This window comes from Mycolicibacterium arseniciresistens (genome assembly GCF_030519285.1).
In the GTDB taxonomy this organism is placed as follows: Bacteria; Actinomycetota; Actinomycetes; order Mycobacteriales; family Mycobacteriaceae; genus Mycobacterium; species Mycobacterium arseniciresistens.
This window is the reverse complement of the sequence record NZ_JAUMSQ010000042.1, coordinates 19,436-44,484: the sequence shown is the minus strand read 5'-3', so window position 1 is coordinate 44,484 and position 25,049 is coordinate 19,436. Positions and strand designations below refer to the sequence as shown.

21 protein-coding genes are annotated in these 25,049 nt (G+C 70.1%); 15 read left to right on the top strand and 6 right to left on the bottom strand.

Annotated elements, in window-relative coordinates:
- Positions 1–11 precede the first annotated feature (11 nt).
- The 4 genes from Q2100_RS08935 to rraA all read left to right on the top strand — a co-directional run bounded on the left by Q2100_RS08935 (position 12) and on the right by rraA (position 2,866).
- Positions 12–938 carry a CopD family protein gene (locus Q2100_RS08935; RefSeq protein WP_328518117.1) on the top strand — a complete coding sequence of 309 codons (927 nt, stop codon included), beginning with the start codon at positions 12–14 and terminating at the stop codon, positions 936–938.
- Positions 939–1,031: 93 nt separating this feature from the next.
- Positions 1,032–1,553 carry a hypothetical protein gene (locus Q2100_RS08930; RefSeq protein ID WP_302913733.1) on the top strand — a complete coding sequence of 174 codons (522 nt, stop codon included), beginning with the start codon at positions 1,032–1,034 and terminating at the stop codon, positions 1,551–1,553.
- A 48-nt stretch (positions 1,554–1,601) separates the two neighbouring features.
- On the top strand, positions 1,602–2,366 hold the full coding sequence (locus tag Q2100_RS08925) for a MerR family transcriptional regulator (protein WP_302913732.1): 765 nt from the start codon (positions 1,602–1,604) through the stop codon (positions 2,364–2,366).
- Positions 2,367–2,386: 20 nt separating this feature from the next.
- Positions 2,387–2,866, top strand: a complete 480-nt coding sequence (rraA, locus tag Q2100_RS08920; RefSeq protein ID WP_302913731.1) for a ribonuclease E activity regulator RraA — start codon at positions 2,387–2,389, stop codon at positions 2,864–2,866.
- Between the two features lie 50 nt (positions 2,867–2,916).
- Here the strand turns inward: rraA and Q2100_RS08915 are convergent, their stop codons facing one another.
- The gene (locus tag Q2100_RS08915; RefSeq protein ID WP_302913730.1) at positions 2,917–4,386 is read right to left on the bottom strand and encodes a flavin-containing monooxygenase; all 1,470 of its coding nucleotides are present in this window, start codon (positions 4,384–4,386) and stop codon (positions 2,917–2,919) included.
- A gap of 71 nt (positions 4,387–4,457) precedes the next feature.
- Here Q2100_RS08915 and Q2100_RS08910 point away from each other — a divergent pair, with 71 nt between their 5' ends.
- The 3 genes from Q2100_RS08910 to Q2100_RS08900 are packed head-to-tail and all read left to right on the top strand — an operon-like array spanning position 4,458 to position 7,238.
- The gene (locus Q2100_RS08910) at positions 4,458–5,096 is read left to right on the top strand and encodes a TetR/AcrR family transcriptional regulator (protein ID WP_264014316.1); all 639 of its coding nucleotides are present in this window, start codon (positions 4,458–4,460) and stop codon (positions 5,094–5,096) included.
- Between the two features lie 24 nt (positions 5,097–5,120).
- Positions 5,121–6,341 (top strand): DNA polymerase IV, encoded by a 1,221-nt coding sequence (gene dinB / locus Q2100_RS08905; protein WP_302913729.1) that lies wholly within the window; start codon positions 5,121–5,123, stop codon positions 6,339–6,341.
- Positions 6,342–6,389: 48 nt separating this feature from the next.
- Positions 6,390–7,238 carry a TIGR03620 family F420-dependent LLM class oxidoreductase gene (locus Q2100_RS08900; protein ID WP_302913728.1) on the top strand — a complete coding sequence of 283 codons (849 nt, stop codon included), beginning with the start codon at positions 6,390–6,392 and terminating at the stop codon, positions 7,236–7,238.
- Here Q2100_RS08900 and Q2100_RS08895 read toward each other — a convergent pair.
- Positions 7,192–8,196 carry a PHP domain-containing protein gene (locus Q2100_RS08895; RefSeq protein WP_302913727.1) on the bottom strand — a complete coding sequence of 335 codons (1,005 nt, stop codon included), beginning with the start codon at positions 8,194–8,196 and terminating at the stop codon, positions 7,192–7,194. The two genes, Q2100_RS08900 and Q2100_RS08895, sit on opposite strands and share 47 nt — an antisense overlap.
- Positions 8,197–8,289: 93 nt before the next feature.
- On the opposite strand from Q2100_RS08895, the gene Q2100_RS08890 reads away from it, so the two are divergent.
- Complete coding sequence (locus Q2100_RS08890; protein WP_302913726.1) at positions 8,290–8,643, top strand: hypothetical protein; 354 nt, start codon at positions 8,290–8,292, stop codon at positions 8,641–8,643.
- A 38-nt stretch (positions 8,644–8,681) separates the two neighbouring features.
- Complete coding sequence (locus tag Q2100_RS08885; RefSeq protein WP_264014320.1) at positions 8,682–9,533, top strand: LLM class F420-dependent oxidoreductase; 852 nt, start codon at positions 8,682–8,684, stop codon at positions 9,531–9,533.
- Between the two features lie 467 nt (positions 9,534–10,000).
- Here the strand turns inward: Q2100_RS08885 and Q2100_RS08880 are convergent, their stop codons facing one another.
- Both Q2100_RS08880 and gltB read right to left on the bottom strand, forming a co-directional pair.
- Entirely contained in the window at positions 10,001–11,467 is a 1,467-nt protein-coding gene (locus Q2100_RS08880) for a glutamate synthase subunit beta (protein WP_302913725.1), read from the bottom strand.
- A complete protein-coding gene (gltB, locus tag Q2100_RS08875; protein WP_302913724.1) occupies positions 11,460–16,043 on the bottom strand; it encodes a glutamate synthase large subunit in 4,584 nt (1,527 codons plus the stop codon). The genes Q2100_RS08880 and gltB overlap by 8 nt, the downstream gene beginning before the upstream one ends.
- Before the next feature lie 467 nt (positions 16,044–16,510).
- Between gltB and Q2100_RS08870 the strand changes: the two genes are divergently transcribed.
- From Q2100_RS08870 to aqpZ, 3 genes are all read left to right on the top strand, one after another.
- Positions 16,511–17,305: a PaaI family thioesterase gene (locus Q2100_RS08870; RefSeq protein ID WP_302913723.1), complete on the top strand. Its 795-nt coding sequence runs from the start codon at positions 16,511–16,513 to the stop codon at positions 17,303–17,305.
- Positions 17,306–17,333: 28 nt separating this feature from the next.
- Positions 17,334–18,752 carry a chloride channel protein gene (locus Q2100_RS08865; protein WP_302913722.1) on the top strand — a complete coding sequence of 473 codons (1,419 nt, stop codon included), beginning with the start codon at positions 17,334–17,336 and terminating at the stop codon, positions 18,750–18,752.
- 96 nt (positions 18,753–18,848) lie between these two features.
- Complete coding sequence (gene aqpZ / locus Q2100_RS08860; protein WP_302913721.1) at positions 18,849–19,673, top strand: aquaporin Z; 825 nt, start codon at positions 18,849–18,851, stop codon at positions 19,671–19,673.
- Between the two features lie 13 nt (positions 19,674–19,686).
- Here aqpZ and Q2100_RS08855 read toward each other — a convergent pair whose 3' ends face one another.
- Positions 19,687–20,241, bottom strand: coding sequence for a Dps family protein (locus tag Q2100_RS08855; RefSeq protein WP_264014326.1), 555 nt, complete (start codon positions 20,239–20,241; stop codon positions 19,687–19,689).
- Positions 20,242–20,323: 82 nt separating this feature from the next.
- Positions 20,324–21,247 (bottom strand): DNA-3-methyladenine glycosylase family protein, encoded by a 924-nt coding sequence (locus Q2100_RS08850; protein WP_302913720.1) that lies wholly within the window; start codon positions 21,245–21,247, stop codon positions 20,324–20,326.
- A 144-nt stretch (positions 21,248–21,391) separates the two neighbouring features.
- Between Q2100_RS08850 and Q2100_RS08845 the strand changes: the two genes are divergently transcribed.
- From Q2100_RS08845 to Q2100_RS08835, 3 genes are read left to right on the top strand one after another with little or no spacing between them, the layout of a single operon-like run.
- Positions 21,392–22,528 carry a polyprenyl synthetase family protein gene (locus Q2100_RS08845; RefSeq protein ID WP_407667599.1) on the top strand — a complete coding sequence of 379 codons (1,137 nt, stop codon included), beginning with the start codon at positions 21,392–21,394 and terminating at the stop codon, positions 22,526–22,528.
- Between the two features lie 25 nt (positions 22,529–22,553).
- Positions 22,554–24,068 (top strand): phytoene desaturase family protein, encoded by a 1,515-nt coding sequence (gene crtI / locus Q2100_RS08840; RefSeq protein WP_269895913.1) that lies wholly within the window; start codon positions 22,554–22,556, stop codon positions 24,066–24,068.
- Positions 24,065–25,048 carry a phytoene/squalene synthase family protein gene (locus tag Q2100_RS08835; protein ID WP_302913719.1) on the top strand — a complete coding sequence of 328 codons (984 nt, stop codon included), beginning with the start codon at positions 24,065–24,067 and terminating at the stop codon, positions 25,046–25,048. Before crtI ends, Q2100_RS08835 begins: the two co-directional genes overlap by 4 nt.
- Position 25,049 lies beyond the last annotated feature (1 nt).

The window sequence follows — 25,049 nt, the reverse complement described above, 5'->3', positions numbered from 1 at the left end:
TGACCGCTCCCGTGATCGCCGGCGGTCGCGCGGCGCTCACCGGCGCGCTCGTCGTGGTGGCGGCCTCGACGCTGGGCTGGGCGCTGGCCGAGCCGATGAACTCGCTGGCCGGGTCGGCGGTGCGTGCGCTGGCCGACTCCGCGGCGGTGGTCACTCTCGGGCTGACGGTGGTGCCGATGCTCGACGTCGGCAGGCACCGCGCCGAACTCGTCCGCTCGTCGGCCACCGCGCTCGGAGTGGCCGCAGCCGTCTGGCTGCTGGCCGAGGTGGTGCGCCTGGTCGTCGTGACCGCGCAGGCCGCCGCCCTGCCGCTGAGCAGGGTGGGGGCGCGTGACGTCCTGCAGTTCTCGCTTCAGACGACCGTCGGGCGTGCGGGCCTGTTCAGCATCGCGGCGGCACTGGCCGTCGGACTGATCGCGTTGGCCGCACCGCGGACGGCGGTGGCGGCCGTTGCGGCGGGCGGGTTGGCGGCGGCGGGGCTGGCCGCCAGGACGCTCGCGGGTCACCTCGCGGAAAGCCCCTGGGGCGGAGTGGCGGTGGCGGTCCACGCGCTGGCCGCCGCGGTGTGGTGCGGTGCCCTGGCGGCGATGGTGCTGACAGTGGGGCATCGCGGACGATGGGCCCGGGTGCTGCCGAGGTTCTCCCAGCTGTCGCTCCTCTGTGTGGGGGTGCTGCTGGCCGCCGGGGTCGCCGGTGCGGTCGCGGCGGTCGACTCGTGGGACGCGTTGTTCTCGACCGGGTACGGCCGCGTGCTGTCGGCGAAGATCTTGGTCACGGCGGTGTTGATGGTGCTGGCGTGGCGGAATCGGGCCGGGTGGCTTCCGGCGGCGCAGGCGCACCGTGCGACGGCCGGATTGTCACGCACCCGCTCGCTGATCGAGTTGGCGATCATGGCCGTCGCGCTGGCGCTGGCCGCCGCACTGGCAGTGACGGGTTGACCGGTGACCCCGCCTGGCATGATGGGCACCACTGCCGGCTTCGACACTCACGCGATCGCGCACGAGCCAGAGACACCGCAAAGGAGCAGCCGAATGGCAGACCAGCAGGGTCGCCCCGACCAGACCCCGGACGCCGCCGCACCGGCCGCTCCCCCGCCGTCGTCGGGCGCTGCCGATCCCGCACCGCCACCGGCGCAGCCCGCCAAGAAGGCGCCTGCGAAGAAGGCACCTGCCAAGAAGGCCGCGGTCAAGAAGGCACCCGCCAAGAAGACGCCCGCGAAGGCCGCGAAGAAGGCGCCTGCGAAGAAGGCGCCCGCCAAGAAGATTCCGCCCGCGACGGCTGCCGCTCCCGAGTCCCCGGCCGCCCCGATCCCGGCGCAACCGGAGCCCTCCCTTCCCACGCCGTCCGCCTCCGACATCACCGCCGCCGCCAAAGAGGCTGCTGCTCAGGCGAAGTCGACGGTAGCCACGGCTGCGAACCCCGTCGCGGGTGCGGTGCCGATGCCGCTGAGGTCAGCGGAGCAGTCCCGGGTGCCGGTCGCGGCGGCCGTCGCCGCGGGCGTCCTGGCGATCCTGCTCGTGCTCATCGCACGCCGGTACGCCGACGACGACTGACCTCCGGCACTTGACCCTGACGCGACGTCAGGGCCGATAGTCATTCCCATGGACGACACGGCAGCCAGGACGGTCGGCGCGGTCGCCGATCTGACCGGCGTCTCGGTGCGCACCCTGCACCATTACGACCACATCGGTCTGGTGGTGCCGGGCGTACGTACCTCGGCGGGCTACCGCGGCTACACCGACGCCGACATCGAACGTCTGCACGTCGTGCTGGTGTACCGGTCGGTCGGACTGCCGCTGGAGGAGATCCGGACCCTGCTCGACGAGTCCGGCTCCGACGTCCTTGCGCATCTCGAGCGCCAGCACAAGCTGCTGCTCGAGCGCGCCGATCATCTGCAGCACACGATCAGGGCAGTGGAGGAACTGATGGACGCACACCGCGAAGGAATGCAACTGACCGCCGAGGAACAGGTGGAGGTGTTCGGCTCCACGGTGTTCGGCGGCGAGTACGCCGACGAGGCACGGGAGCGCTGGGGCGGCACCGAGGTGTGGCGGCAGTCCCAGCAGCGGTCCGCGCAGCTCTCCAAACAGGACTGGATCGCCGTGAAGAACGAGGGCGACGCCCTGCTCGAAGCGCTGGCACAGGCCAAGCGCGGCGGCGTGGCGCCCGGGTCGCCGGCGGCGAACGAGTTGGCCGACCGGCACCGCGCCTCGATCGAGCGGTTCTACGACTGCAGTGCCGACATGCACGTCTGCCTCGCCGAGATGTACCTCGCCGACGACCGGTTCACCCGCTACTACGACGACGCCGAGCCGGGGCTGGCGCAGTTCGTGCACGACGTCATCGTGGCGCGGGCGCAGACATGACGGGCTGAGATAATCGTCGGGTGACCATCGCACCCCGCGCCACCGCCGACCTCGTCGACGACATCGGCCCCGACGTCCGCAGCTGCGACCTGCAGTTGCGGCAGTTCGGCGGCCGGTCCGAATTCGCAGGCCCGATCACCACGGTGCGTTGTTTCCAGGACAACGCGCTACTCAAGTCGGTGCTGTCCGAGCCGGGCGACGGCGGAGTCCTGGTGATCGACGGCGACGGCTCGGTGCACACCGCGCTGGTCGGTGACGTCATCGCCGCGCTGGGCCGCGACAACGGCTGGGCCGGGCTGGTCATCAACGGCGCGGTGCGCGACGCGGCGGTGCTGCGCACCCTCGACATCGGCATCAAGGCGCTGGGCACCAACCCGCGCAAGAGCTCGAAAACCGGTGCGGGAGAACGCGATGTGGCCGTGGAGTTCGGCGGCGTGAGGTTCGCGCCCGGCGACATCGCCTACAGCGACGACGACGGCATCGTGGTGGTCAGCCCGTAGCGCGAAAATGCCCCCGACCCGTGTCGGGGGCATTTCCGTGTCCGGGGACCTCAGGCCGAGACGGACGCCCGCAGCTTGCTGAAGTCCAGCGTGCCGTCGTCGATCTTTCCGTTGCGGATGACCCGCAGGTCGACCAGGTAGTTCTGCTTGAGCCGCCACGGCGCCTCGGAGCCCGACTTCGGCAGCGTGTCCAGGGCCCGCTTGATGTAACCCGAGCTCAGGTCGACGAACGGCAGCCGCTCGATATCGCTGCCGGGATCGCGCGGTTCGACGGTGACGTAGTCCTTCTCGCCCATGAAGCTGAGCAGGCGGCTGACGTACTCCGACGTCAGGTCGGCCTTGAGCGTCCACGAGGCGTTGGTGTAGCCGAAGGTGAACGCCATGTTCGGCACACCGGAGAGCATCATGCCCTTGTAGGCCACGGTGTCCGCGAGGTCCAGCGGTGCGCCGTTGCGCGACACCTTCGCCCCTCCGAAGAACTGAACGTTCAATCCGGTTGCGGTGACGATGATGTCGGCCTCGATGCGCTCGCCCGACTTCAGCAGGATGCCGTCTTCGGTGAACGTCTCGATGGCATCGGTGACGACGTCGGCCTTGCCCTTACGGATGGCCTTGAAGATGTCGCCGTTGGGGGCCAGGCACACGCGCTGGTCCCACGGCTTGTAGTCCGGGCTGAAGTGCCGGTCGTAGTCGTAGCCCTCCGGCAGACGCCGTTCGGCCATGGTGCGCAACAACTTCCGGAAGACGTTCGGCAGCGCACGGGCAAGCTGGTACTGCGCCGTGGCCTGCAGGATCGCCTTCCAGCGCACCGCCGTGTAGGCCGGCTTCTCCGGCAGCAGCCGGTATGCCCGCTTGGCGAACGGGTCCTTGTCGGGCAGCGATCCGATGTAGGTGGGTGTGCGCTGCAGCATCGTGACGTGACCGGCGCCGTTGTCGATGAGCGCGGGGATCAGGGTGATGGCGGTGGCGCCGCTGCCGATCACGACGACCTTCTTGCCCTGGTAGTCCAGGTCCTCCGGCCAGTGCTGGGGGTGCACGATCGTGCCGCCGAAGTCGTCGGCGCCGGGGAACTCCGGGGAGAAGCCCTTGTCGTAGTTGTAGTAGCCGCTGCAGGCCCACAGGAAGCCGGCGTGGAGTTCGATCTGCTCGCCGCCGCGCTCGATGGTGAGCTCCCACCGGCTGTCCTCGTCCGACCAGTTGGCGGCGAGCACCTTGTGGCTGTACCGGATGTGTGTGTCGATGCCGTTCTCGGTGGCGGCCTCGTTCAGGTAGTTCCAGATCGAGGGGCCGTCGGCGATCATCTGGTCGGTGGCCCATGGCTTGAAGTGGAATCCGAGGGTGTACATGTCGGAGTCCGAACGGATGCCCGGGTACTTGAACAGATCCCAGGTGCCGCCGAGTTTCTCCCGGCGCTCGAGGATCGCGTAGCTCTTACCGGGGTTCTGGTTCTGCAGGTGCCAGGCCGCGCTGATGCCGGAGATGCCGGCTCCCACGATGACAACGTCGACAAATTCGGTCATGGTGTCAAGGTATCAACACAGTGTTGAGTTGGTCAACAGTGTGTTGAGAATTGTCGACACCGTGTAAAGTCGTGGCCGTGACCACCGCCAGCCAGGCCCGCGCGCCCCGCGGCCGCCGCTCCGCCCGCCCGTCGGGCGACGACCGCGAGCAGGCGATCCTGGCGACCGCCGAACGGCTGCTCGACCAGCGCGGGTTCGCCGAGATCTCGGTCGACGACCTCGCCAGGGGCGCAGGCATCTCCCGTCCGACGTTCTACTTCTACTTCCCCTCGAAAGAAGCGGTGCTGCTCACGCTCTGGGAGCGGGTGATCCGGGAAGCCGACACCGCGCTCGAGGCGTCCGCGGCCCAGACACCCGACGGCCGCGACGTCTGGCGACCCGGCATCAAGGTCTTCTTCGACACCTTCGGCGCGCACCGCGGCGTGACCGTCGCGGCGTCCGGCTCCGACAACGCCGAGATCCGCGGGGTCTTCTCGACGTTCATGCAGAAGTGGATCGACTTCACCGCGGCGACCATCGAGGCCGAGCGCAACCGAGGCGCCGCACCGAGCACCATCCCGGCACGCGACATCGCCACCGCACTGAACCTGATGAACGAACGCACGCTGCTGGCGGCGTTCGCCCACGAGACGCCGGCCATCCCGACCGACCGGGTGCTCGACTCGCTGGTGCACGTGTGGACCTGCGCGGTCTACGGAGAATGCGGCTGACGCGTCGGACCCTCATGCGAACATGTGTTCGTGTCCGGCCGGGAGCGTAGCAACGCGGCGACCATCCTGCACGCCGATCTCGACTCGTTCTACGCATCGGTCGAGCAGCGTGACGATCCTGCGCTGCGCGGCCGGCCGGTGCTCGTCGGCGGCGGGGTCGTGCTCGCGGCGAGCTACGAGGCCAAGGCCTACGGGGTGCGCACCGCGATGGGCGGCCACCAGGCGCGCCGGCTGTGCCCCCACGCGGTGGTGGTGCCGCCCCGGATGTCGGCGTACTCCCAGGCCAGCGACGCCGTGTTCGAGGTGTTCAGGGACACCACCCCGCTGGTCGAGCCGCTCTCGGTGGACGAGGCGTTCCTCGACGTGGGCGGGCTGGGCCGGGTGTCGGGCACGCCGGTGCAGATCGGCGCGCGGCTGCGGGAGCGGGTGCGCGACGAGGTCGGCCTGCCGATCACCGTCGGCATCGCGCGCACCAAGTTCCTCGCCAAGGTGGCCAGCCAGGAGGGCAAGCCGGACGGCCTGCTGCTCGTGCCGCCCGACCGGGAGCTGGCGTTCCTGCATCCGCTGCCGGTGCGCCGGCTGTGGGGAGTCGGCGCGAAGACCGCCGAGAAGCTGCACGCGCACGGCATCGAGACGGTGGCCGACGTCGCCGAGCTGAGCGAGGCCACCCTCGGCTCGATGGTCGGCGGGGCGATGGGCCGCCAGCTCTACGCGCTGTCGCGCAACATCGACCGGCGCCGCGTGGTGACCGGCGTGCGGCGCCGGTCCGTGGGTGCGCAGCGGGCGCTGGGCCGGGCCGGCAACTCCATGTCGGCCGCCGAGGTCGACGCCGTCGTGGTCAATCTCGTCGACCGCATCACCCGGCGGATGCGCAGGGCCGGCCGCACCGGCCGCACGGTGGTGCTGCGGCTGCGTTTCGACGACTTCGGCCGCGCGACCCGTTCGCTGACGATGCCGCAGGCGACCGCGTCGACCGAGGCCGTCCTCGCGGCGGCGCGCGAGCTCGTCGCCGCCGCGGCGCCGCTCACCGCCGAACGGGGACTGACGCTGGTGGGCTTCGCGGTGACGAACATCGATTCCGCCGGTGCGCAACAGCTGGAGCTGCCGTTCGGTGCGGCCCCCGATGCGGTCGCCCTGGACAGCGCGATGGATCGGGTCCGCAGCCGGTACGGCAACACCGCGCTCACCAGGGGCGTGCTGATCGGGCGCGACCCCGGACTGGAGGTGCCGCACCTGCCGGACTGAGTTCACGATCTTGACCTCAAGGGTCGTTGAGGTCCTACCGTCGGCGACATGGATGCACTGGGACCGTACGGCTTCTCCGTCGACGTCGGCGCCGCGGGCGCGCCCGCCGAGATCGAACGGTCGGGATACCGGACGCTCTGGGTCAACGGCGGTCGACTCGACCGGCTCGACCGCCTCCTCGACGTCATCGAGTCGACCGAACATGCGGTCGTGGCGCCGGCGATCATCCCGCCGGACGTCTACGACCCCGCTGCCGTGACCGATCTGTTCCGCCGCGCGGAACTCGCCGCGCCGGGACGGCTGCTCGTCGGACTCGGCTCACCGCAGCGCCCCCGGCCACTGGCGGCGGTCCGTGGGTACGTCGACGAACTGGACGCCGCCACCGCCCCGATCCCGCAGCGCCGACGCCTGCTCGCCGCGTTCGGCCCGAAGGCTCTCGACCTCGCGCGGGACCGCTTCGCCGGCGCGATCGGCGGCCTGTTCACTCCGGCCTACACCGCCGCGGCGCGGCAACGACTCGGCGCAGACCGGACGCTGGTGGTGGGGCTCTACGTCGTGCTGGACGACGACCCTGCTGCGGCGCGGGCGGCCGCCCGGGAACCGCTGAGCTTCCTCGCCACGCTGCCGCCCTACATCAATTCGTTTCGGCGCCAAGGCTTCACCGACGAGGACGTCGCCACGCTGAGCGACGCGCTGATCGACGAGCTCGTCGCGTGGGGTGAACCCGACCGCGTCGCCGCCCACGCCCGCGAGCTGCGGGCCGCCGGTGCCGACCACGTCCAGCTGACGGTGCTCGGTGGACCGGGCCGGCCAAGCGGCCCCGAAGCGGCCCGACTCCTCGCGACCGCGCTCAGCTCGCCGTCCACGCCAGCAGCGCCTCGGCCGACCACGAGTTGACGATCCGTTCCACCGGCACCCCCGCGTCGAGTGCCCGCTGCGCGCCGTAGCCGAGGAAGTCGAGCTGGCCGGGGGCGTGCGAGTCGGTGTCGATCGAGAACAGGCAACCGATCTCGAGGGCGAGCTCCAGCAGCCGGGTGGGCGGGTCACGGCGCTCGGGGCGGGAATTGATCTCGACGGCGGTGCCGCTCTCCAGGCAGGCGGTGAAGACCTTCTCGGCGTCGAACTTCGACTCGGGACGCATCCCGCGACCACCGGTGACCAGCCTGCCGGTGCAGTGCCCGAGGACGTCGGCGTGCGGGTTGGACACCGCCTTGATCATCCGGCGCGTCATCGACGGCGCATCCATCGCGAGCTTCGAGTGCACGCTGGCGACCACCACGTCGAGGCGCTCCAGCAGCTCCGGCTCCTGGTCGAGCGAGCCGTCCTCGAGGATGTCGACCTCGATACCGGTGAGGATCCGCAGCGGCGCAACACGTTCGCGGAGTTCGTCGATGACGTCGAGCTGCTTGCGCAGCCGTTCCGGCGACAGCCCGTTGGCGATGGTCAGCCTCGGCGAGTGATCGGTGAGCGCGCAGTACTCGTGGCCGAGGTCGCGGGCGGCCAGCATCATCTCCTCGATCGGGGCCGACCCGTCCGACCAGTTCGAGTGCACGTGCAGGTCACCCCGCAGCGCCGCCCTGATCTCGCCGCCACCGAGATCGGCTGCGTTGTCCCGCAATTCGACCAGGGCGTCGGGTTCGCGGCCCGCCCACGCCTGGGCGATGACCTTGGCGGTCTTGGGACCGATGCCGGGCAGCGACTGCCAGCTGTTGGCGGCGCCGTGCCGCTCGCGCTCCGCGTCGGTCAGCCGCTCGACGGTGTCGGCGGCGTTCCGGTAGGCCATCACCCGCCGGGAGTCCTCCCGGGCCCGGTCTTTGTAGTACGCAATCTGGCGCAGGGCGGTCACCGGATCCATGCGTCCAGTGTGCCCGCCACGCCCGGCGCACGAAACTGCCGCTGAGCCGGCAGCCTGGGCTGCCATACGCTCGATCGGGAACGAGGGGGTGATGTGGAGGAGACCGACGGTCGGCCGCTGCTGTTCACGGCGAGCAATCCGTTGGACAGCGTCTCCGCCACCGTCACCTTCGGCGGCCACCTCCTCGGCGTCGCACTGGCGCCGCGGGTCGCCGAGATGACCGAGGCCGAACTGGCCGAGGAGATCCTGGTGATCGCGGCGCTGGCCCGCCGGCAGTCGATGGCCGCGCAGCACGTGGTGGTCGCGGGCTACATGGCCGAGCTGGGACACGACTGCGTCGCCGTCCGGAGTCTCCTCGAAGACCAGGTCGGGCTGCCGAGCCCCGCATCGGTGCTGACCGCCAGGGCCGCGCTGTTCGCCGAACGCTACGCCGAGGAAGCCGACTGAACGGCGGTTCACAGCCGACGCGACTACGCTCGGAACACGTGCGATTCGCCTTCAAGACCTCACCGCAGAACACCACCTGGGCCGAGATGCTGCCGATCTGGCAGGCCGCCGACGAGATCGACGTCTACGAGTCCGGCTGGACGTTCGACCACTTCTATCCGATCTTCTCCGACTCCACCGGGCCGTGCCTCGAGGGCTGGGTCACGCTGACCGCGCTCGCGCAGGCCACCAAGCGGCTGCGGGTCGGCGTGCTGGTCACCGGCATCCACTACCGGCACCCCGCCGTGCTGGCCAACATGGCCGCGGCCCTCGACATCATCTCGGGCGGCCGGCTCGAACTGGGCATCGGCGCCGGCTGGAACGAGGAGGAGTCCGGAGCCTACGGCATCGAACTGGGCAGCCTCAAGGAGCGGTTCGACCGCTTCGAGGAGGCCTGTGAGGTGTTGACCAGCCTGCTGTCCAACGAGACGACGACGTTCGACGGCAAGTACTACCAGCTCAAGGACGCCCGAAACGAGCCGAAGGGCCCTCAGCAGCCGCATCCGCCGATCTGCATCGGTGGCAGCGGCGAGAAGCGCACGCTTCCGATCACCGCGAAGTACGCCGACCACTGGAATTTCGTCGGCGGTACGCCGGCGGAGTTCGCCCAGAAGCGCGACGTGCTGGCCGCCCGCTGCAAGGACATCGGCCGCGACCCCAAGGAGATCACCCTGTCGGCACACGTCCGGCTCGGCGAGGACCGGAACTACCGCGCGGTGATCGAGGACTGCATCGCGCTCGGCGCGGAGGGTCTCGATCTCGCCATCATCTACCTGCCGCCGCCGTACGACACCGCGGTGCTGGAGCCGCTGGCCGAGGCGATCCGGGATTCCGGACTGCTCACCGGCTGACGCGCTCGATCGGCTCAGCTATACCGATGGATTGGCTTCACCGCCGGTTTCTCCGGCCTGAGCAATGACGATCACGAAGCGATAACGATCAGGCAAAACCTGCGTTCACCGCGCAGGAGGCGAGCCGCGAGCCCGTAGTTGCGGGTCAGACGCCGAAGCGAAGTAGCTCGTCGGGAGTGATCAGTCGCTCCTGTTTCTCCGGGAACTCACGGCTCTTGACCGGATGACGGAGCAGTGACCAGGCGATTCGGCTCACCCGGGATCGCGAAATCGGGTTGATGTGCACGGTGATCACTCCTGCGATGTCGTGATTGCTGACCCGTGGTCGTACTTTACCTCATTACCCACAGACTTTTATTAGAAACACTTCGCCGGCAAATGGTGGGAGGCGCGCCGACTAATCATCTGCTGTTTCTGGTGGGGCTGGCGTGACGGCTGTGACCATTCACAGCCGCCGCGCTCATCCCCTACCGCTGAGGGGCGGCCGTCGGCTCGATCGGGACAGGCAGCGCCGTCTGGCCCATCAGGTAGCGGTCCACGCCCGCGGCGGCGGCGCGGCCTTCGGCGATCGCCCACACGATCAGCGATTGCCCGCGGCCCATGTCACCGGCGACGAACACGCCCGGCACCGACGTCGCGAAGTCCTTGTCGCGCGCGACGTTGCCCCGGTCGGTGAGCTCCACCTTCAGTTCGGTGAGCAGGCCGTCCTTCTCCGGGCCGACGAAGCCCATCGCCAGCAGCACCAGGTCGGCCTCCAGCTCGAAGTCGGATCCCTCGACCCGCTCGAACTTGCCGGCCTTCATCTCGACCTCGTGCACCTTCAGCGACTTCACCTTGCCGTCCTCACCGCAGAACTCCTCGGTGTTGACGGAGAACACCCGTTCGCCGCCCTCCTCGTGCGCGGACGACACCCGGTACATCAGCGGGTACGTCGGCCACGGGGTGGTGTCGGCCCGGGTCTCCGGCGGCCGGGGCATGATCTCGAACTGGTACACCGTCTCCGCGCCCTGCCGGTGCGACGTGCCGAGGCAGTCGGCACCGGTGTCGCCGCCGCCGATGATGACCACCTTCTTGCCCTTGGCGGTGATCGGCGGTTCGCCGTCGTCGCCGACCACCGGATCACCCAGTTGCACCCGGTTGGCCCAGGGCAGGAACTCCATGGCCTGGTAGATGCCCTCGAGGTCGCGACCGGGGATCGGCAGATCGCGCCACGCCGTCGCGCCGCCGGCGAGCACCACCGCGTCGAAGTCCGCGCGAAGCTGCTCGACGGTGATGTCGACGCCGACGTTGACCCCGGTGCGGAACTGCGTCCCCTCGGCCCGCATCTGCTCCAGCCGGCGGTCGATGTGGCGCTTCTCCATCTTGAATTCGGGGATGCCGTAACGCAGCAGGCCGCCGATCCGGTCGGCGCGCTCCAACACCGTCACCTCGTGTCCGGCGCGGGTCAGCTGCTGGGCCGCGGCCAGGCCGGCGGGCCCCGATCCGACGACGGCCACCTTCTTGCCGGTCAGCCGGTCGGGCGGCAGCGGCACCACCCAGCCGTTCTCGAAGGCGTTGTCGATGATCTCGACCTCGACCTGCTTGATGGTCACCGGATCCTGGTTGATGCCTAGCACGCACGACGCCTCGCACGGCGCCGGGCACAGCCGCCCGGTGAACTCCGGGAAGTTGTTGGTGGCGTGCAGCCGCTCGATGGATTCCCGCCAGCGGTCGCGGAACACCAGGTCGTTCCACTCGGGGATCAGGTTCCCCAGCGGACAGCCGTTGTGGCAGAACGGGATACCGCAGTCCATACAGCGCGCGGCCTGCGATTGCAGCGTCTCGTGGGAGAAGTCCTCGTAGACCTCTTTCCAGTCGCGCAGTCGCAAGTCGACGGGTCGACGCTGCGGGGTCTCGCGGTGGGTGTACTTGAGAAAGCCCTTCGGGTCAGCCACTTGCCGCCGCCATGATCGCCTCGTCCACGTCGACACCGTTGCGCTCGGCCTCGGCGATCGCCTCCAGAACCCGCTTGTAGTCCTTGGGCATCACCTTGACGAACTTCTCCAATTCCGTGTTCCAATCCGCCAGGACCCGTTGTCCGACCGCCGAATCGGTGGCGTCGACATGGGCCTGGACCGCAGCGTGCAGCCATTCGCGGTCCTCGTCGTCGAGGCCGTCCAGCTCCACCATCTCGGCATTGAGGTGCTCAGGCAGCCTGCCGTGCGGGTCGTGCACGTAGGCGATGCCGCCGGACATGCCGGCCGCGAAGTTGCGCCCGGTCGGGCCGAGGATCACCACCTTGCCGCCCGTCATGTACTCGCAGCCGTGGTCGCCGACTCCCTCGACCACGGCCTCCGCGCCGGAGTTGCGCACCGCGAACCGCTCCCCCACCTGACCGCGGAGGAACATCTTGCCGCTGGTCGCACCGAACAGGATCACGTTGCCCGCGATGATGTTGTCCTCGGCGACATAGTCGGCAGGCGCGTCGTCGGGCGGGCGCACCACGACCTGCCCACCGGACAGTCCCTTGCCGACGTAGTCGTTGGCATCGCCGTAGACCCGAAGCGTGATGCCGCGCGGGACGAACGCCCCGAAGCTGTTGCCCGCCGAGCCGTCGAAGGTGATGTCGATCGTGCCGTCGGGAAGACCCTGCCCGCCATAAGCTTTGGTCAGCTCATGGCCGAGCATCGTGCCCACCGTGCGATTCACGTTGGCGATGGTGGTGTTGAACCGCACCGGCTTCCCGGAATCGAGCGCCTCCCGGCTCATCACGATCAGCTGCTGGTCGAGCGCCTTGTCCAGCCCGTGGTCCTGACGTGAGCTGCAGTACAGGTCCTGGTTCATGAACGCCGACTCCGGCTCGTGCAGCACCGGCGACAGGTCGAGCTTGTAGGCCTTCCAGTGCTCGGCGGCCTGCGTGGTGTCCAGCGCGCCGACCTGCCCGACCATCTCGTTGACGGTCCGGAAGCCCAGCTCCGCCATCAGCTCGCGGACCTCTTCGGCGATGAACATGAAGAAGTTCTCCACGAACTCCGGCTTGGCGTTGAACCGCTTGCGCAGCAACGGGTTCTGAGTGGCCACGCCGACCGGGCAGGTGTCGAGGTGACACACGCGCATCATGATGCAGCCGGCCACCACCAGGGGTGCGGTCGCGAAGCCGAACTCCTCGGCGCCCAGCAGTGCGGCGACGACGACGTCGCGGCCGGTCTTGAGCTGACCGTCGACCTGCACGACGATACGGTCGCGAAGTCCGTTGAGCAGCAACGTCTGCTGGGTCTCGGCCAGGCCGAGCTCCCACGGGGCGCCCGCGTGCTTCTGCGACGTCAGCGGGGTCGCCCCGGTGCCGCCGTCGTGACCCGAGATCAGCACCACGTCGGCGTGCGCCTTCGACACACCCGCGGCGACGGTGCCGACACCGTTCTCCGACACCAGCTTCACGTGCACGCGGGCCTGCGGGTTGGCGTTCTTCAGGTCGTGGATCAGCTGCGCCAGATCCTCGATCGAGTAGATGTCGTGGTGCGGCGGCGGCGAGATCAGCCCGACGCCCGGCGTCGAATGCCGCACCTCGGCCACCCACGGGTACACCTTGTGACCCGGAAGCTGCCCGCCCTCACCGGGTTTCGCGCCTTGGGCCATCTTGATCTGGATGTCGGTGCAGTTGGACAGGTAGTGGCTGGTGACGCCGAACCGGCCCGAGGCCACCTGCTTGATGGCGCTGCGACGCCAGTCGCCGTTCGGGTCGCGGTCGAAGCGACTGACGGCCTCGCCGCCCTCGCCCGAGTTCGACCGCCCGCCGAGCCGGTTCATCGCGATCGCCAGGGTCTCGTGCGCCTCGGCCGAGATCGAGCCGTAGCTCATCGCGCCGGTGGAGAACCGCTTGACGATCTCCGTCGCCGGCTCCACCTCGTCGATCGGCACCGGCGGCCGCAGCCCGCTGCGGAACTTCAGCAGGCCCCGCAGCGACGCCATCCGCTTGCTCTGATCGTCGATCAGCCCGGTGTACTCCTTGAAGATGGAGAACTGGCCGGTGCGGGTGGAGTGCTGCAGCTTGAACACCGTGTCCGGGTTGAACAGGTGGTATTCGCCCTCTCGGCGCCACTGGTACTCGCCGCCCACCTCGAGTTCGCGGTGCGCGCGCTCGTCGGGCCGGTCCAGGTAGGCCAGCGCATGCCGGCTGGCGACGTCGGTGGCGATGTCCTCGAGGTCGATGCCGCCGGTCGGGCAGCTCAGCCCGGTGAAGTACTCGTCGAGCACCTGCTGGGAGATGCCGATGGCCTGGAAGAGCTGCGCGCCGGTGTAGGAGGCCAGCGTGGAGATGCCCATCTTGGACATCACCTTCAGCACACCCTTGCCCGCGGCCTTGACGTAGTTGGCCTTGGCCTGGTCGCTGCTGATGCCGGTGATCACACCGCGGTCGACCATGTCCTCGATCGACTCGAACGCCATGTACGGGTTGATGGCCGCGGCGCCGAAACCGCACAGGGCGGCCATGTGGTGCACCTCGCGGGCGTCACCCGCCTCGACGACCAGCCCGACCTTGGTGCGGGTGCGGTCGCGCACCAGGTGGTGGTGCACCGCCGACACGCTCAGCAGCGACGGGATGGGCGCCAGCTGTTCGTCGGACTCGCGGTCGGACAGCACGATGATGCGGGCGCCGTCGCGGATCGCCGCCGACACCTTGGCCCGCACGTTGTCCAGGGCCTCCTTGAGCCCCTGGCCGCCGCGGTTCACCGGGTACAGGCAGCGGATCACCGCGGCGCGCATCCCGTGCTTGTTGCCGCGGATCTCGTGGTCGGGGTCGACGCACATCAGCTTCGACAGCTCGGCGTTGCGCAGGATCGGCTGGGGCAGCACGATCTGCCTGCACGACTCGCTGTCCGGGTTGAGCAGGTCGCCCTCGGGGCCGACGGTGCCCTGCAGGCTGGTCACCACCTCTTCGCGGATGGCGTCCAGCGGCGGGTTCGTCACCTGGGCGAACAGCTGCTGGAAGTAGTCGTAGAGCATCCGCGACCGCTGGGAGAGCACCGCGATCGGGGTGTCGGTGCCCATCGAGCCGAGCGCCTCGGCGCCGTTGCGCGCCATCGGCGCCACGAGCAGGTTGAGCTCCTCATAGGTGAAGCCGAAGACCTGCTGCCGCAGCACCACCCGGTGGTGGGGCATCCGGACGTAGTCGCCGGGCGGCAGTTCCTCGAGCCGGAACAGGCCGTTGTCCAGCCACTCCTGATAGGGATGCTCGGCGGCCAGCTCGGCCTTGATCTCCTCGTCGTCGACGATGCGGCCCTGGGCGGTGTCCACCAGGAACATCCGGCCGGGCTGCAGGCGCATCTTCTTGACCACGGTGGACGGGTCGAGGTTGAGCACACCCGCCTCGGACGCCATCACCACCAGGCCGTCCTCGGTGACCCAGATGCGCGACGGGCGCAGGCCGTTGCGGTCGAGCACGGCGCCGATCACGGTGCCGTCGGTGAAGCACACCGACGCCGGGCCGTCCCACGGCTCCATCAGCGACGAGTGGTACTCGTAGAACGCCCGCTGAGCGGGGTCCATCGACTCGTGGCGTTCCCACGCCTCGGGGATCATCATCAGCACGGCGTGCGGCAGGCTGCGGCCGCCGAGGTGCAGCAGTTCGAGCACCTCGTCGAAGCGCGCGGTGTCCGAGGCGCCGGGCGTGCAGACCGGGGTGATCTTGTCCAGGTCCTGCTCGGATCCGAAGACGTCGGTCTTGATCAGCGCCTCGCGCGCCCGCATCCAGTTCTCGTTGCCGGTGACGGTGTTGATCTCGCCGTTGTGGGCGACCCGGCGGAACGGGTGCGCCAGCGGCCACGACGGGAACGTGTTGGTGGAGAACCGCGAGTGCACGATGCCCAGCGCGCTGGTCAGCCGGTCGTCCTGCAGATCGAGGTAGAACGCCTTGAGCTGCGGGGTGGTCAGCATGCCCTTGTAGACGAAGGTCTGCCCGGAAAGGCTTGGGAAGTAGACCGTTTCGCGGCCGGGGCCGTCCTGGCCCGGGCCCTTGGTGCCGAGTTCGTGCTCGGCGCGCTTGCGCACCACGTAGGCGCGGCGCTCGAGGTCCATGCCGTCGGCGCCGGCGATGAACACCTGCCGGAAGGTCGGCATCGCGTCACGGGCCAGCGCGCCGAGCGAGGAGTCGTCGGTCGGCACGTCGCGCCAACCGATCACGTGCAGGCCCTCGGCCTCGGCGATCTTCTCCACCGCCTCGCACGCCACGGCGGCGTCCTTGGACGACTGCGGCAGGAAGGCGATACCCGTCGCGTAGCTGCCCGCAGGCGGCAGGTCGAATTCCACCACCGCGCGCAGGAAGTCGTCGGGCACCTGGAGCAGGATGCCCGCGCCGTCACCGGTGTTCGGTTCGGCGCCCTGGGCACCGCGGTGCTCCAGGTTCAACAGTGCCGTGATGGCGTTGTCGACGATGTCGCGGCTGCGACGGCCGTGGATGTCGGCGACCATCGCCACGCCGCACGAATCGTGCTCGAACGCGGGGTTGTACAGCCCTTGCTTCCTGGGCGCCATTCCCACCTGACCCTTACTCTCACGCCTTACACGAAGTGCACCGTTGACGGCCGTCTGCGACGGCCTGGCCGGTTGGCGGAGGAGGTCGTCCGTGCAGCACTGAACAGCGGCCTTTTTCCCCATCGCCTCAATGGGAGAAAACGATAGGACAAACACCGCCTGACATGCCAACTTAGTCTGACCTAACTATACTCGCCGGCCGCGTTGCCGGCCCGCGTCACCCGTGGCAGTCGCGACCGCGAATACCGTTGCGACATCGATCCTTTGAGGACAGCCCCCGGCGCCACCCCGCCGGGCGGTCAGGGCCATCCCGGTTGCTGCTCCGCCATATAAGTTTGCTGCAATAAGTGATGATGGCCGCTTTGCTGCACCTTCGGTGGTTCGATGATTTGCGCGAAAGCCTAGTCAGATTCTTAGACTCGACTCCGTCACGCGGGCCAGGAGGTGACCCGGCACACTTGGCTGCGATGTCGCATCCGCTCAACACCCCCATCGGCCGGTTCGGTATCGAGACGCACGAGGGCACCGGCACCCGCGTCGTCGCCACGATCCCGGTCGCGGGCCTGGTCAATCCCCTCACCGGCGCGCCCACCGTGGCTCCGCTGGCGATGCTGCTCGACCACGTCGGCGGGCTGGCCAACCACATCCGCAAGGGCGACGACGAGTGGACCCTGACCACCGAACTGTCGCTGGAACTCGTCCCCGAGGCGGTCGACCTCATCGCCGGCCACGGCGATCCGGTGGTGGCCCACGCCCGCCCGTTCGCCCACAAGACCCGCACGGCGCTGGCCCTGGCCGAGTTCACCCACCGCGGCACCGTCATCGGCACCGGCACGGTGCGGTCGTTCTACATCGTCGCGGCCGAATTCACCGACTTCCCGTCCGACCCCGCCCACCACGAACGCAAGACCGGGCTGGCCGACATGATGGCGGTCCGTCCCGGACCCGGCCCGGCCGAACTGCGCCAGGCCGCCGACCCGGTGCTCAACAACAGCCTCGGCGTCGTGCACGGCGGTGTCGCCGCGACCGGGCTGGAACTGGTGGCCGACGCCGCGGTCAACGCCGCGGGCGCGGCGGGCGACCCGCCGCTGCGCACCGGATCACTGCGGGTGAACTATCTGCGACGGCTGCTCGCCGGTGACCAATCCCGGTACGAGGCAACGGCCTTGCGGGTCGGCCGGAGCACCGGCACCGCCTCGGCGCAGGCCGTCGGAGCGGACGGCCGCCAGGCGCTGACCGCCCACTACACCGCCTATCGCTGACGGTGCGGCTGGGCTAGCATCGGCCACCATGTCCGACGCCCGCGGCACCACAGGCGGGCTCGGCGGTCTCGGCAGGTTCATCCGCGACTCGGGGTACCTGCGCAAGTGGCTGATCCTCGGGCTGTCCATCGGCGTCATCGCCGGCCTCGGCGCCGTCGTGTTCTACCTCGCCCTGGACTACGCCGGCCGGTTCCTGCTCGGTGAACTCGGCGGCTACGACATCCCGAGACCCGACGGCGAGGACGGCGGGAGCCCGGGATCGCCGGGATTCGAGCGGCCCTGGGCGATTCCGCTGATCGCCTGCGGCGGCGCCCTGGTGTCGGCATGGCTCGTCGCGAAGTTCGCCCCGGAGGCCGAGGGCCACGGCACCGACAGCGCGATCGAGGCGGTGCACTCCGACCCGCGCAGCATCCGCACCCGCGCCATCGTGGTGAAGACCATCACCAGCGCGCTGACCATCGGCTCCGGCGGATCCGGCGGGCGTGAGGGCCCGGCCGCTCAGATCTCGGCGGGCTTCGGATCCATCCTGGCCCGCAGGCTCGACCTGTCCGACGACGACGGCCGCATCGCGGTGTCGCTGGGCATCGGCGCGGGTATCGGCGCCATCTTCGGTGCGCCACTGGGCGGGGCGGTGCTGGCCGCGTCGATCGTCTATCGCGAGGACTTCGACTACAAGGCGCTGGTGCCCGGCTTCATCACCTCGGCCACCGCGTACGCGGTACTGGGGTCGATCCTCGGCTTCGAACCGCTGTTCGGTTCTCTGGCAGCCGATTTCCGGTTCGACCAGCCGCTGACACTGGCGTGGTTCGTGCTGCTGGGCCTGGCCGCCGCGGCGGTGGGCCTGCTGTACGCCCGGACCTTCTACGGCACCGTGGCGCTGACGGCGAGACTTCCCGGCGGCAAGGTGATCAAGCCGGCCCTCGGCGGACTCGCGGTCGGCCTGCTGGCACTGCTCCTGCCGCAGGTACTGGCCAGCGGCTACGGCTGGGCGCAGAAGGCCGCGGCCACCGACACGCTGATGGCGATCCCGCTGTGGGTGGTGCTGGTGTTGCCGTTCGCCAAGATCGTGGCCACCTCGCTGTCCATCGGAACGGGCGGCTCGGGCGGCATCTTCGGGCCGGGCATCGTGATCGGCGCGTTCGTCGGAGCGGCGATCTGGCGGCTCGGGGAGCTCGCAGGCGCACCGGGGCTGCCCGACAGCCCCGCGGTGTTCGTGGTGGTGGGCATGATGGCGTGCTTCGGCAGCGTGGCCCACGCGCCGCTGGCGGTGATGATCATGGTGGCCGAGATGACCGATTCGTTCTCGGTGATCCCCTGCGCCATGGTCGCCGTCGGCATCGCCTACCTCGTCGTCACCCGCACGAATGTGTCCATCTACCAGGCCCAGCGGCTGAACCGGGAGACCGCGGAGGCGCAGCGGGCCGCGTCGTCGCCACCGCCGGACTGACGTCTCTATCCGGACACGATCCGGGTACGACGGTGCCGCCGCGCCGGCACCGCATGCCACGCTGTGACGGGGGTCACTCCGACGAGGGGGCAGGTCATGCGCGAGCCGACGATGTCGCACCGACTGGCGGCTGAGTTCATCGGGACGTTCTGGCTGGTGCTCGGCGGCTGCGGCAGCGCCGTGTTCGCCGCCAAGTTCACCGCCGCCGACGGCTACTCGCTGGGCATTGGATTCTCCGGCGTCGCACTGGCTTTCGGCCTCACGGTGCTCACCGGCGTCTACGCGTTCGGCACCATCTCCGGTGGCCACTTCAATCCCGCGGTGACCCTCGGCGCCGCACTCGCGCGGCGCGTGGAATGGCGTGTGCTGCCCGCCTACTGGATCACCCAGGTGATCGGCGGCCTGATGGCCGGCCTGGTGATCTACGTCGTGGCGCAGGGTCGCGCGGACTGGACCGCGACGGGGAACATGGCGGCCAACGGATTCGGCGACCACTCACCCGGCGGCTACTCGCTGTGGGCGGTGCTCGTGGCCGAGGTGGTGCTGACCGGCATCTTCCTGCTGGTGATCCTCGGCTCGACCGACGACCGGGCCCCGCACGGCTTCGCCGGATTGTCGATCGGGCTCACCCTGACCCTGATCCACCTGATCTCGATCCCGATCTCGAACACCTCGGTGAACCCCGCGCGCAGCACCGGGGTCGCGTTCTTCAACGGCGACGGGGCGCCTGCGCAGCTGTGGGCGTTCTGGCTGGCGCCGCTGGTCGGCGCGGCGATCGCCGGCCTGGCGTATCCGTATCTGTTCGGCCGCAACGAAGAACTGGCCGATCGCCCGGTCCGCGACGACGCGCTGGACGCGGAGACGGATCTCGCCGACCTGCGGGCAGACGAATCAGGCCCGCACCCCTCGGGGCGGGCCTGAGTCGTCGGAGCCGCTACTTGGTGCCGTTGGAGCGGGCGCTGTCCGCGGCGCCCTTCTCGGTCGACTTGCCCTCGTGGGTCAGCTTGCCGCCGGCGCTCTCCAGGTGCGCCCGGACGAACCACTGGAACTTCTCCAGCTCGGCCGAGTGGCCGATGAGCATGTCGTTGGTGATGGGATCGGGCTCCTCGGTCTCCTCGATGTTCTTACGGGTGTCGGCGATGACGCCGTCGTAGACCAGGTCCAGCGCGGCGAGGTGGGCGGCGACGGTGTCCCGCTCGAGTGAGTAGTCGTCCCACGACCGGTCGCTGATGATGGCGCCGGGGGTGCCTTTCGGCGAGGCGCCCAGCGTTGCGATGCGCTCGGCCACCTCGTCGGCGTAGCCGCGCACCAGCTCCACCTGCGGGTCGATCATCTCGTGCACGCCGATGAAATTCGGCCCCACCACGTTCCAGTGGACGTGCTTGAGCGTCAGGTGCAGATCGTTGTAGCGGCTGAGCTGCTTCTGCAGGATCTCGGCGACCTTGGCGCCCTCTTTGTCGGTCATGCCGGGAACGGTGAACTGAGTCATCGATAGCTCCTTTTGCGCGTGATCAAGTCGTCGCGAGCCGCATACCCGCGGGTCGCGGTGCGTAATCAGTGCCGTGCCGACGTCACATTTCGGCCAGATTCGGCACCGCCATCCGCGCACCGAACCGCGGGTTGCGGGCGAGTCCGCTGACCTCGAGCAGCCGGACGGCGCGGTGGCGGTGTGGGCGCAGCGGCTCGAGCAGGGCGACCATCTCGGGATCGTCGATCGGGTGCCCGAGCAGGCTCCAGCCGACCATCTTCGCGACGTGGTAGTCGCCCACCGACAGGGCGTCGGCGTCGCCGAAGGCCCGCTGGGCGGTCTCGGCGGCAGTCCACTCACCGACGCCCGGCAGCGACATCATCGCGGCCCGGGCCTGCTCGGCGGGCCGGGCCACCAGCCGCTCGAGCGCATCGGCGCGCTGCGCGCACAGCACCACGGTGCGGGCGCGGCGTGGATCGACATTGGCCCGGTGGAACACCCAGGACGGGATCAGCCGCCACACCTCGGCCGGCGGCGGCACCCGCATCCGCTCGGGCGCAGGCCCCGGCGCGGGCGAACCGTACCGGGTGACCAGTTGCCGCCAGGCCCGGAACGCGTCGATCCCCTGCACCCGCTGCTCGAGCACCGCGGGGACGAGCGCCTCGAGCACCCGGCCGGTGCGGGCCAGCCGCAGGTGGGGCACCCGCCGGTGCGCCGCGGCGATGGTGGGTTCCTCGGGAGCGAAGCCTGCGGTGTCGTCCTCGGCGCCCAGCAGGGCGGGCAGTGCCTCGATGAACTCCGCGGCGCCTGCGCCCCACGCCTCGCAGTCGACGGTGTCGGGTGCCGCGCGGGTGATGCGCGCCGTGACGGGCCCGGACGCCATCAGGCTGGTGCGCCAGATCGCGCCGTCGGCAGCCGTCATGAAACACGGGTCGTACCGGCCGCGGCGCAGCGGCGTCAACGTCAGCGCCGGGCTGGCGGGACCGCCGAAGGACACGCTGCGGCGGACCGCCCGGTGTGTGTCCACGTGGCGACTCCGTCCCGTTCCCGAAGGGGTTCTGCGTGTGACGTGTTGATGACATCCAGCCCGGATTGGGCCGCTGGGCTGGGGGGTATGCCGACTCCACCCTAGTTTGAAGTGGGTATCGGTTCGCGCGTCGAAAGGGTCGGGGTGAGTGGTGTCGGCGATCGCACGTTGGCGTCCACCTTGCAGACCATTGCGGTAGCGCCACCCAACGGGAATTCCGGCGCGTCGTTCGAGGTCTGGCGCAGCGACGTGCGCGCGGCGGTACTCGACGCGGTCACCGGGTTCGTCACCGAACGGTGCACCGCCGACCTGCGGGCCACCGGCGTGGACATCGCCCCCGCCGTGCTCGCCGACTTCGTCAGCGACGGCAAGTGCCTGCGCTCCACCTTCATGTACCTGGGCTGGCTGAGCGGCGCCGCACCCGACGACGCCGCGCTGCGCGCCGCCGCCAGCTTCGAGCTGCTGCACACCTTCGCCCTGCTGCAGGACGATGTGATGGACGATTCGCCGTTGCGCCGCGGGCTGCCGTCGGCACACGTGCGGTTCGCCGACTGGCACCGCGAGCGGGGCCTGGCCGGCTCGGCCGAGCGGTTCGGGGCGTCCGCGGCGGTGCTGCTCGGCGATCTGTGCCTGGTGTGGGCGGCGCAGATGCTGCGCGAGAGCGGGCTGAGCGCGACGGCCCTTGCCCGGGCATGGCCGCGGTACGACGCGATGCGCACCGAACTCGCCGTCGGACAGTTTGCGGATCTGGTCAACGACGCAGGCGGACGGCCGACACTGGAGGCCGTGTTGGACGTCGCGCGGCGCAAGTCCGGTAATTACACGGTGCGCCGCCCGCTCGAGATCGGGGGCGCCCTCGCCGGCTGCCCGGAGGACACGGTGACGCTGCTCGGCCGCTACGGCGCGGCCGTCGGCGAGGCATTCCAGCTGCGCGACGACCTGCTCGGCATCTTCGGCTCACCCTCGGTGACCGGCAAACCGGCGGGCGGCGACCTGTCCGAGCACAAGGCCACCAGCGTGGTGATGGCCGCGCACCACCTGGCCGACGCGGGCGCGCGGCGCCAGCTCGACGAGCTGATGGCCCAGCGCGAGCTCAGCGACGCCGACATCATGCGGTGGCGGGCGCTCATCGCCGCCACCGGCGCCGTGCAGTGGATCGAGCAGCTGATCGACCGCAAGCTCGGCCACGCGCTGGAGCGCGTACACACCAGCCGGCTCGACGCCACCGTGCGCGCCGCGCTGGTGGAGATGGCTGCGGTCTGCACGCGGCGGGCGGCATGACGGACTTTCAGGCAGGAGCTGGTTGATGCGCACACTCGAGGGCAAGACCGACCGCGTGGTCGTGGTCGGCGCCGGCCTGTCGGGGCTGTCGGCCGCCCTGCAGCTCGCCGGCCGGGGCCGCACGGTCACCGTCGTGGAACGCGAGACCTTCCCCGGCGGCCGGATGGGCCGCCTGGACATCGACGGGTACCGCATCGACACCGGCCCGACGGTGTTGACGATGCCCGACATCCTCGACGAGGCCTTCGCCGCGGTGGGTGACTCGATGGCCGACCGCGTCGAGTTGCTGCCGGTGGACCCGGCCTACCACGCCTCGTTCGCCGACGGCAGCGGGCTGGACGTGCACACCGATCCGGCGGCGATGACCGCCGAGATCGAACGGTTCGCCGGCGGCGAGGCCGCGCGCGGCTACACCGAACTGCGCGAGTGGCTGACCCGGCTGTACCAAGTGGAGTTCGACGGCTTCATCGGGTCGAACTTCGACTCGCCGCTGTCGCTGCTGACGCCGCAGCTGGCCCGGCTGGCCGCGATCGGCGGGTTCCGGCGCTGGGACAAGGTGATCCGCCGCTTCATCACCGACGAGCGGCTGCGCCGGATCTTCACCTTCCAGGCGCTCTACGCCGGGGTGCCGCCGGACCGCGCGCTGGCGGCCTACGCCGTCATCGCCTACATGGACACCGTCGCCGGGGTCTACTTCCCACGCGGCGGCATGCGGGCCGTGCCGTCGGCGATGGCCGCCGCGGCCGCCGACGCGGGTGTCGAATTCCATTACGGCGCAACGGTGTCGGAGCTGGAGCAGCGCGACGGCCGGGTGATCGCGGTGCACACCGACGACGGCAGGCGCTTCGCCGCCGACGCGGTGGTGCTGACCACCGAGCTGCCCGCCACCTACCGGATGCTGGGCCGCACCCCGCGCCGCCTGCTGCCGATCCGGCCGGCACCCTCGGCCGTGGTCGCGCACGTCGGCTGCAGCACCGTGGACGAGAGCGTCGGCCACCACAACATCCTGTTCGGCGGCGCCTGGGAGCAGACCTTCCGCGACATCATCGACGACGGCCGCGTGATGGGCGACCCGTCGCTGCTGGTCACCCGGCCCAGCGCCGGCGACGCCAGCCTCGCGCCCGCCGGGCGCGACCTGCTCTACGTGCTCGCGCCCGCGCCCAACACCGCTGTCGGCACGGTGGACTGGGCACGCACCGGCGCCGCATACACCGAGCAGATGCTGGCCACGGTGCAGGCGCGGCTGCCCGGCGTCGGCACCGACCTGCGACTGCTGCACGTGGTGAACCCCGACGACTGGGCGCGCGACGGCATGGTGGCGGGCACACCGTTCTCGCTGGCGCACACCTTCGCCCAGACCGGCCCGTTCCGGCCGGCGAACACCGTGCGTGGAATCGACAACGTGGTGCTGGCCGGGTCCTCGACGGTGCCCGGCGTCGGCATCCCCACCGCTGTGCTGTCCGGCCGGCTGGCCGCCGACCGGGTCACCGGAGCCGTCACCCGTCCGGCGCCGACGAGAACGAGGAGCGGGCTGCCATGATCGGTTCGGAACTCGACGCCGCCGGCGTCCACGACCCCGCACTGCGCGACGCCTACCGCCGCTGCCGGTTGATCAACGCCCGGCACGGTCGGACGTTCTTCCTGGCCACCCGGCTGCTGGCGCCCGAGCAGCGGCCGGCCGTGCACGCGCTGTACGGCTTCGCCCGCCAGGCCGACGACATCCTCGACGACTTCGACCCCGTCATCCCGATCAGCGAACGCGCCGACAACCTGCAGCGGCTGGCCACCCGGCTGTTCAACCGGATGACCAAGGGCACCGGCGGATCCGCCGAATCCAACGGGCACGGCCCCGCCGACCCGGACGACAAGGCGCTCGACGCCGTGGTGCACACCGCCCGCCGCTACGGCATCGCGTGGGAGCTGTTCGACGACTTCCTGGCGTCGATGCGGATGGACCTCACGGTCACCGACTATCCGGACCGTGCGGCGCTCGACCGCTACATGTACGGCTCCGCGGAGGTGATCGGCCTGCAGATGGTGCCGATCCTCGGCACGGTCGGCCCCCGCGAGGACGCCGCGCCCTACGCCGCCGCGCTCGGCAAGGCCTTCCAGCTCACCAACTTCCTGCGCGACGTCAACGAGGATCTGGAACGCGGCCGGGTGTACCTGCCCGCCGACGAGCTCGCCGCCCACGGAGTGGACCGCGAGCTGCTGCAGTGGTGCCGGGCCAACGGGCGCACCGATGCCCGGGTGCGTAGCGCCCTGGCCGAGCAGCACGCCGCGGCCCGCCGGATCTACGACTACGCCGAGGGCGGGATCGCGCTGCTCGCGCCGCGCTCGCGGCCCTGCGTCAGCGCCGCGCAGGTGCTGTACTCGGAGATCCTGGACCGCATCGAGGAGATCGACTTCGACATCTTCACCCAGCGCGCGACGGTCGGCACCGGCCGACGGCTGCAGGTCGCCGGCGCCGGGTTGGTGCGGGCCTGGCGTGCACGGATGGCCAACCCTGTAAAGGTGTAGC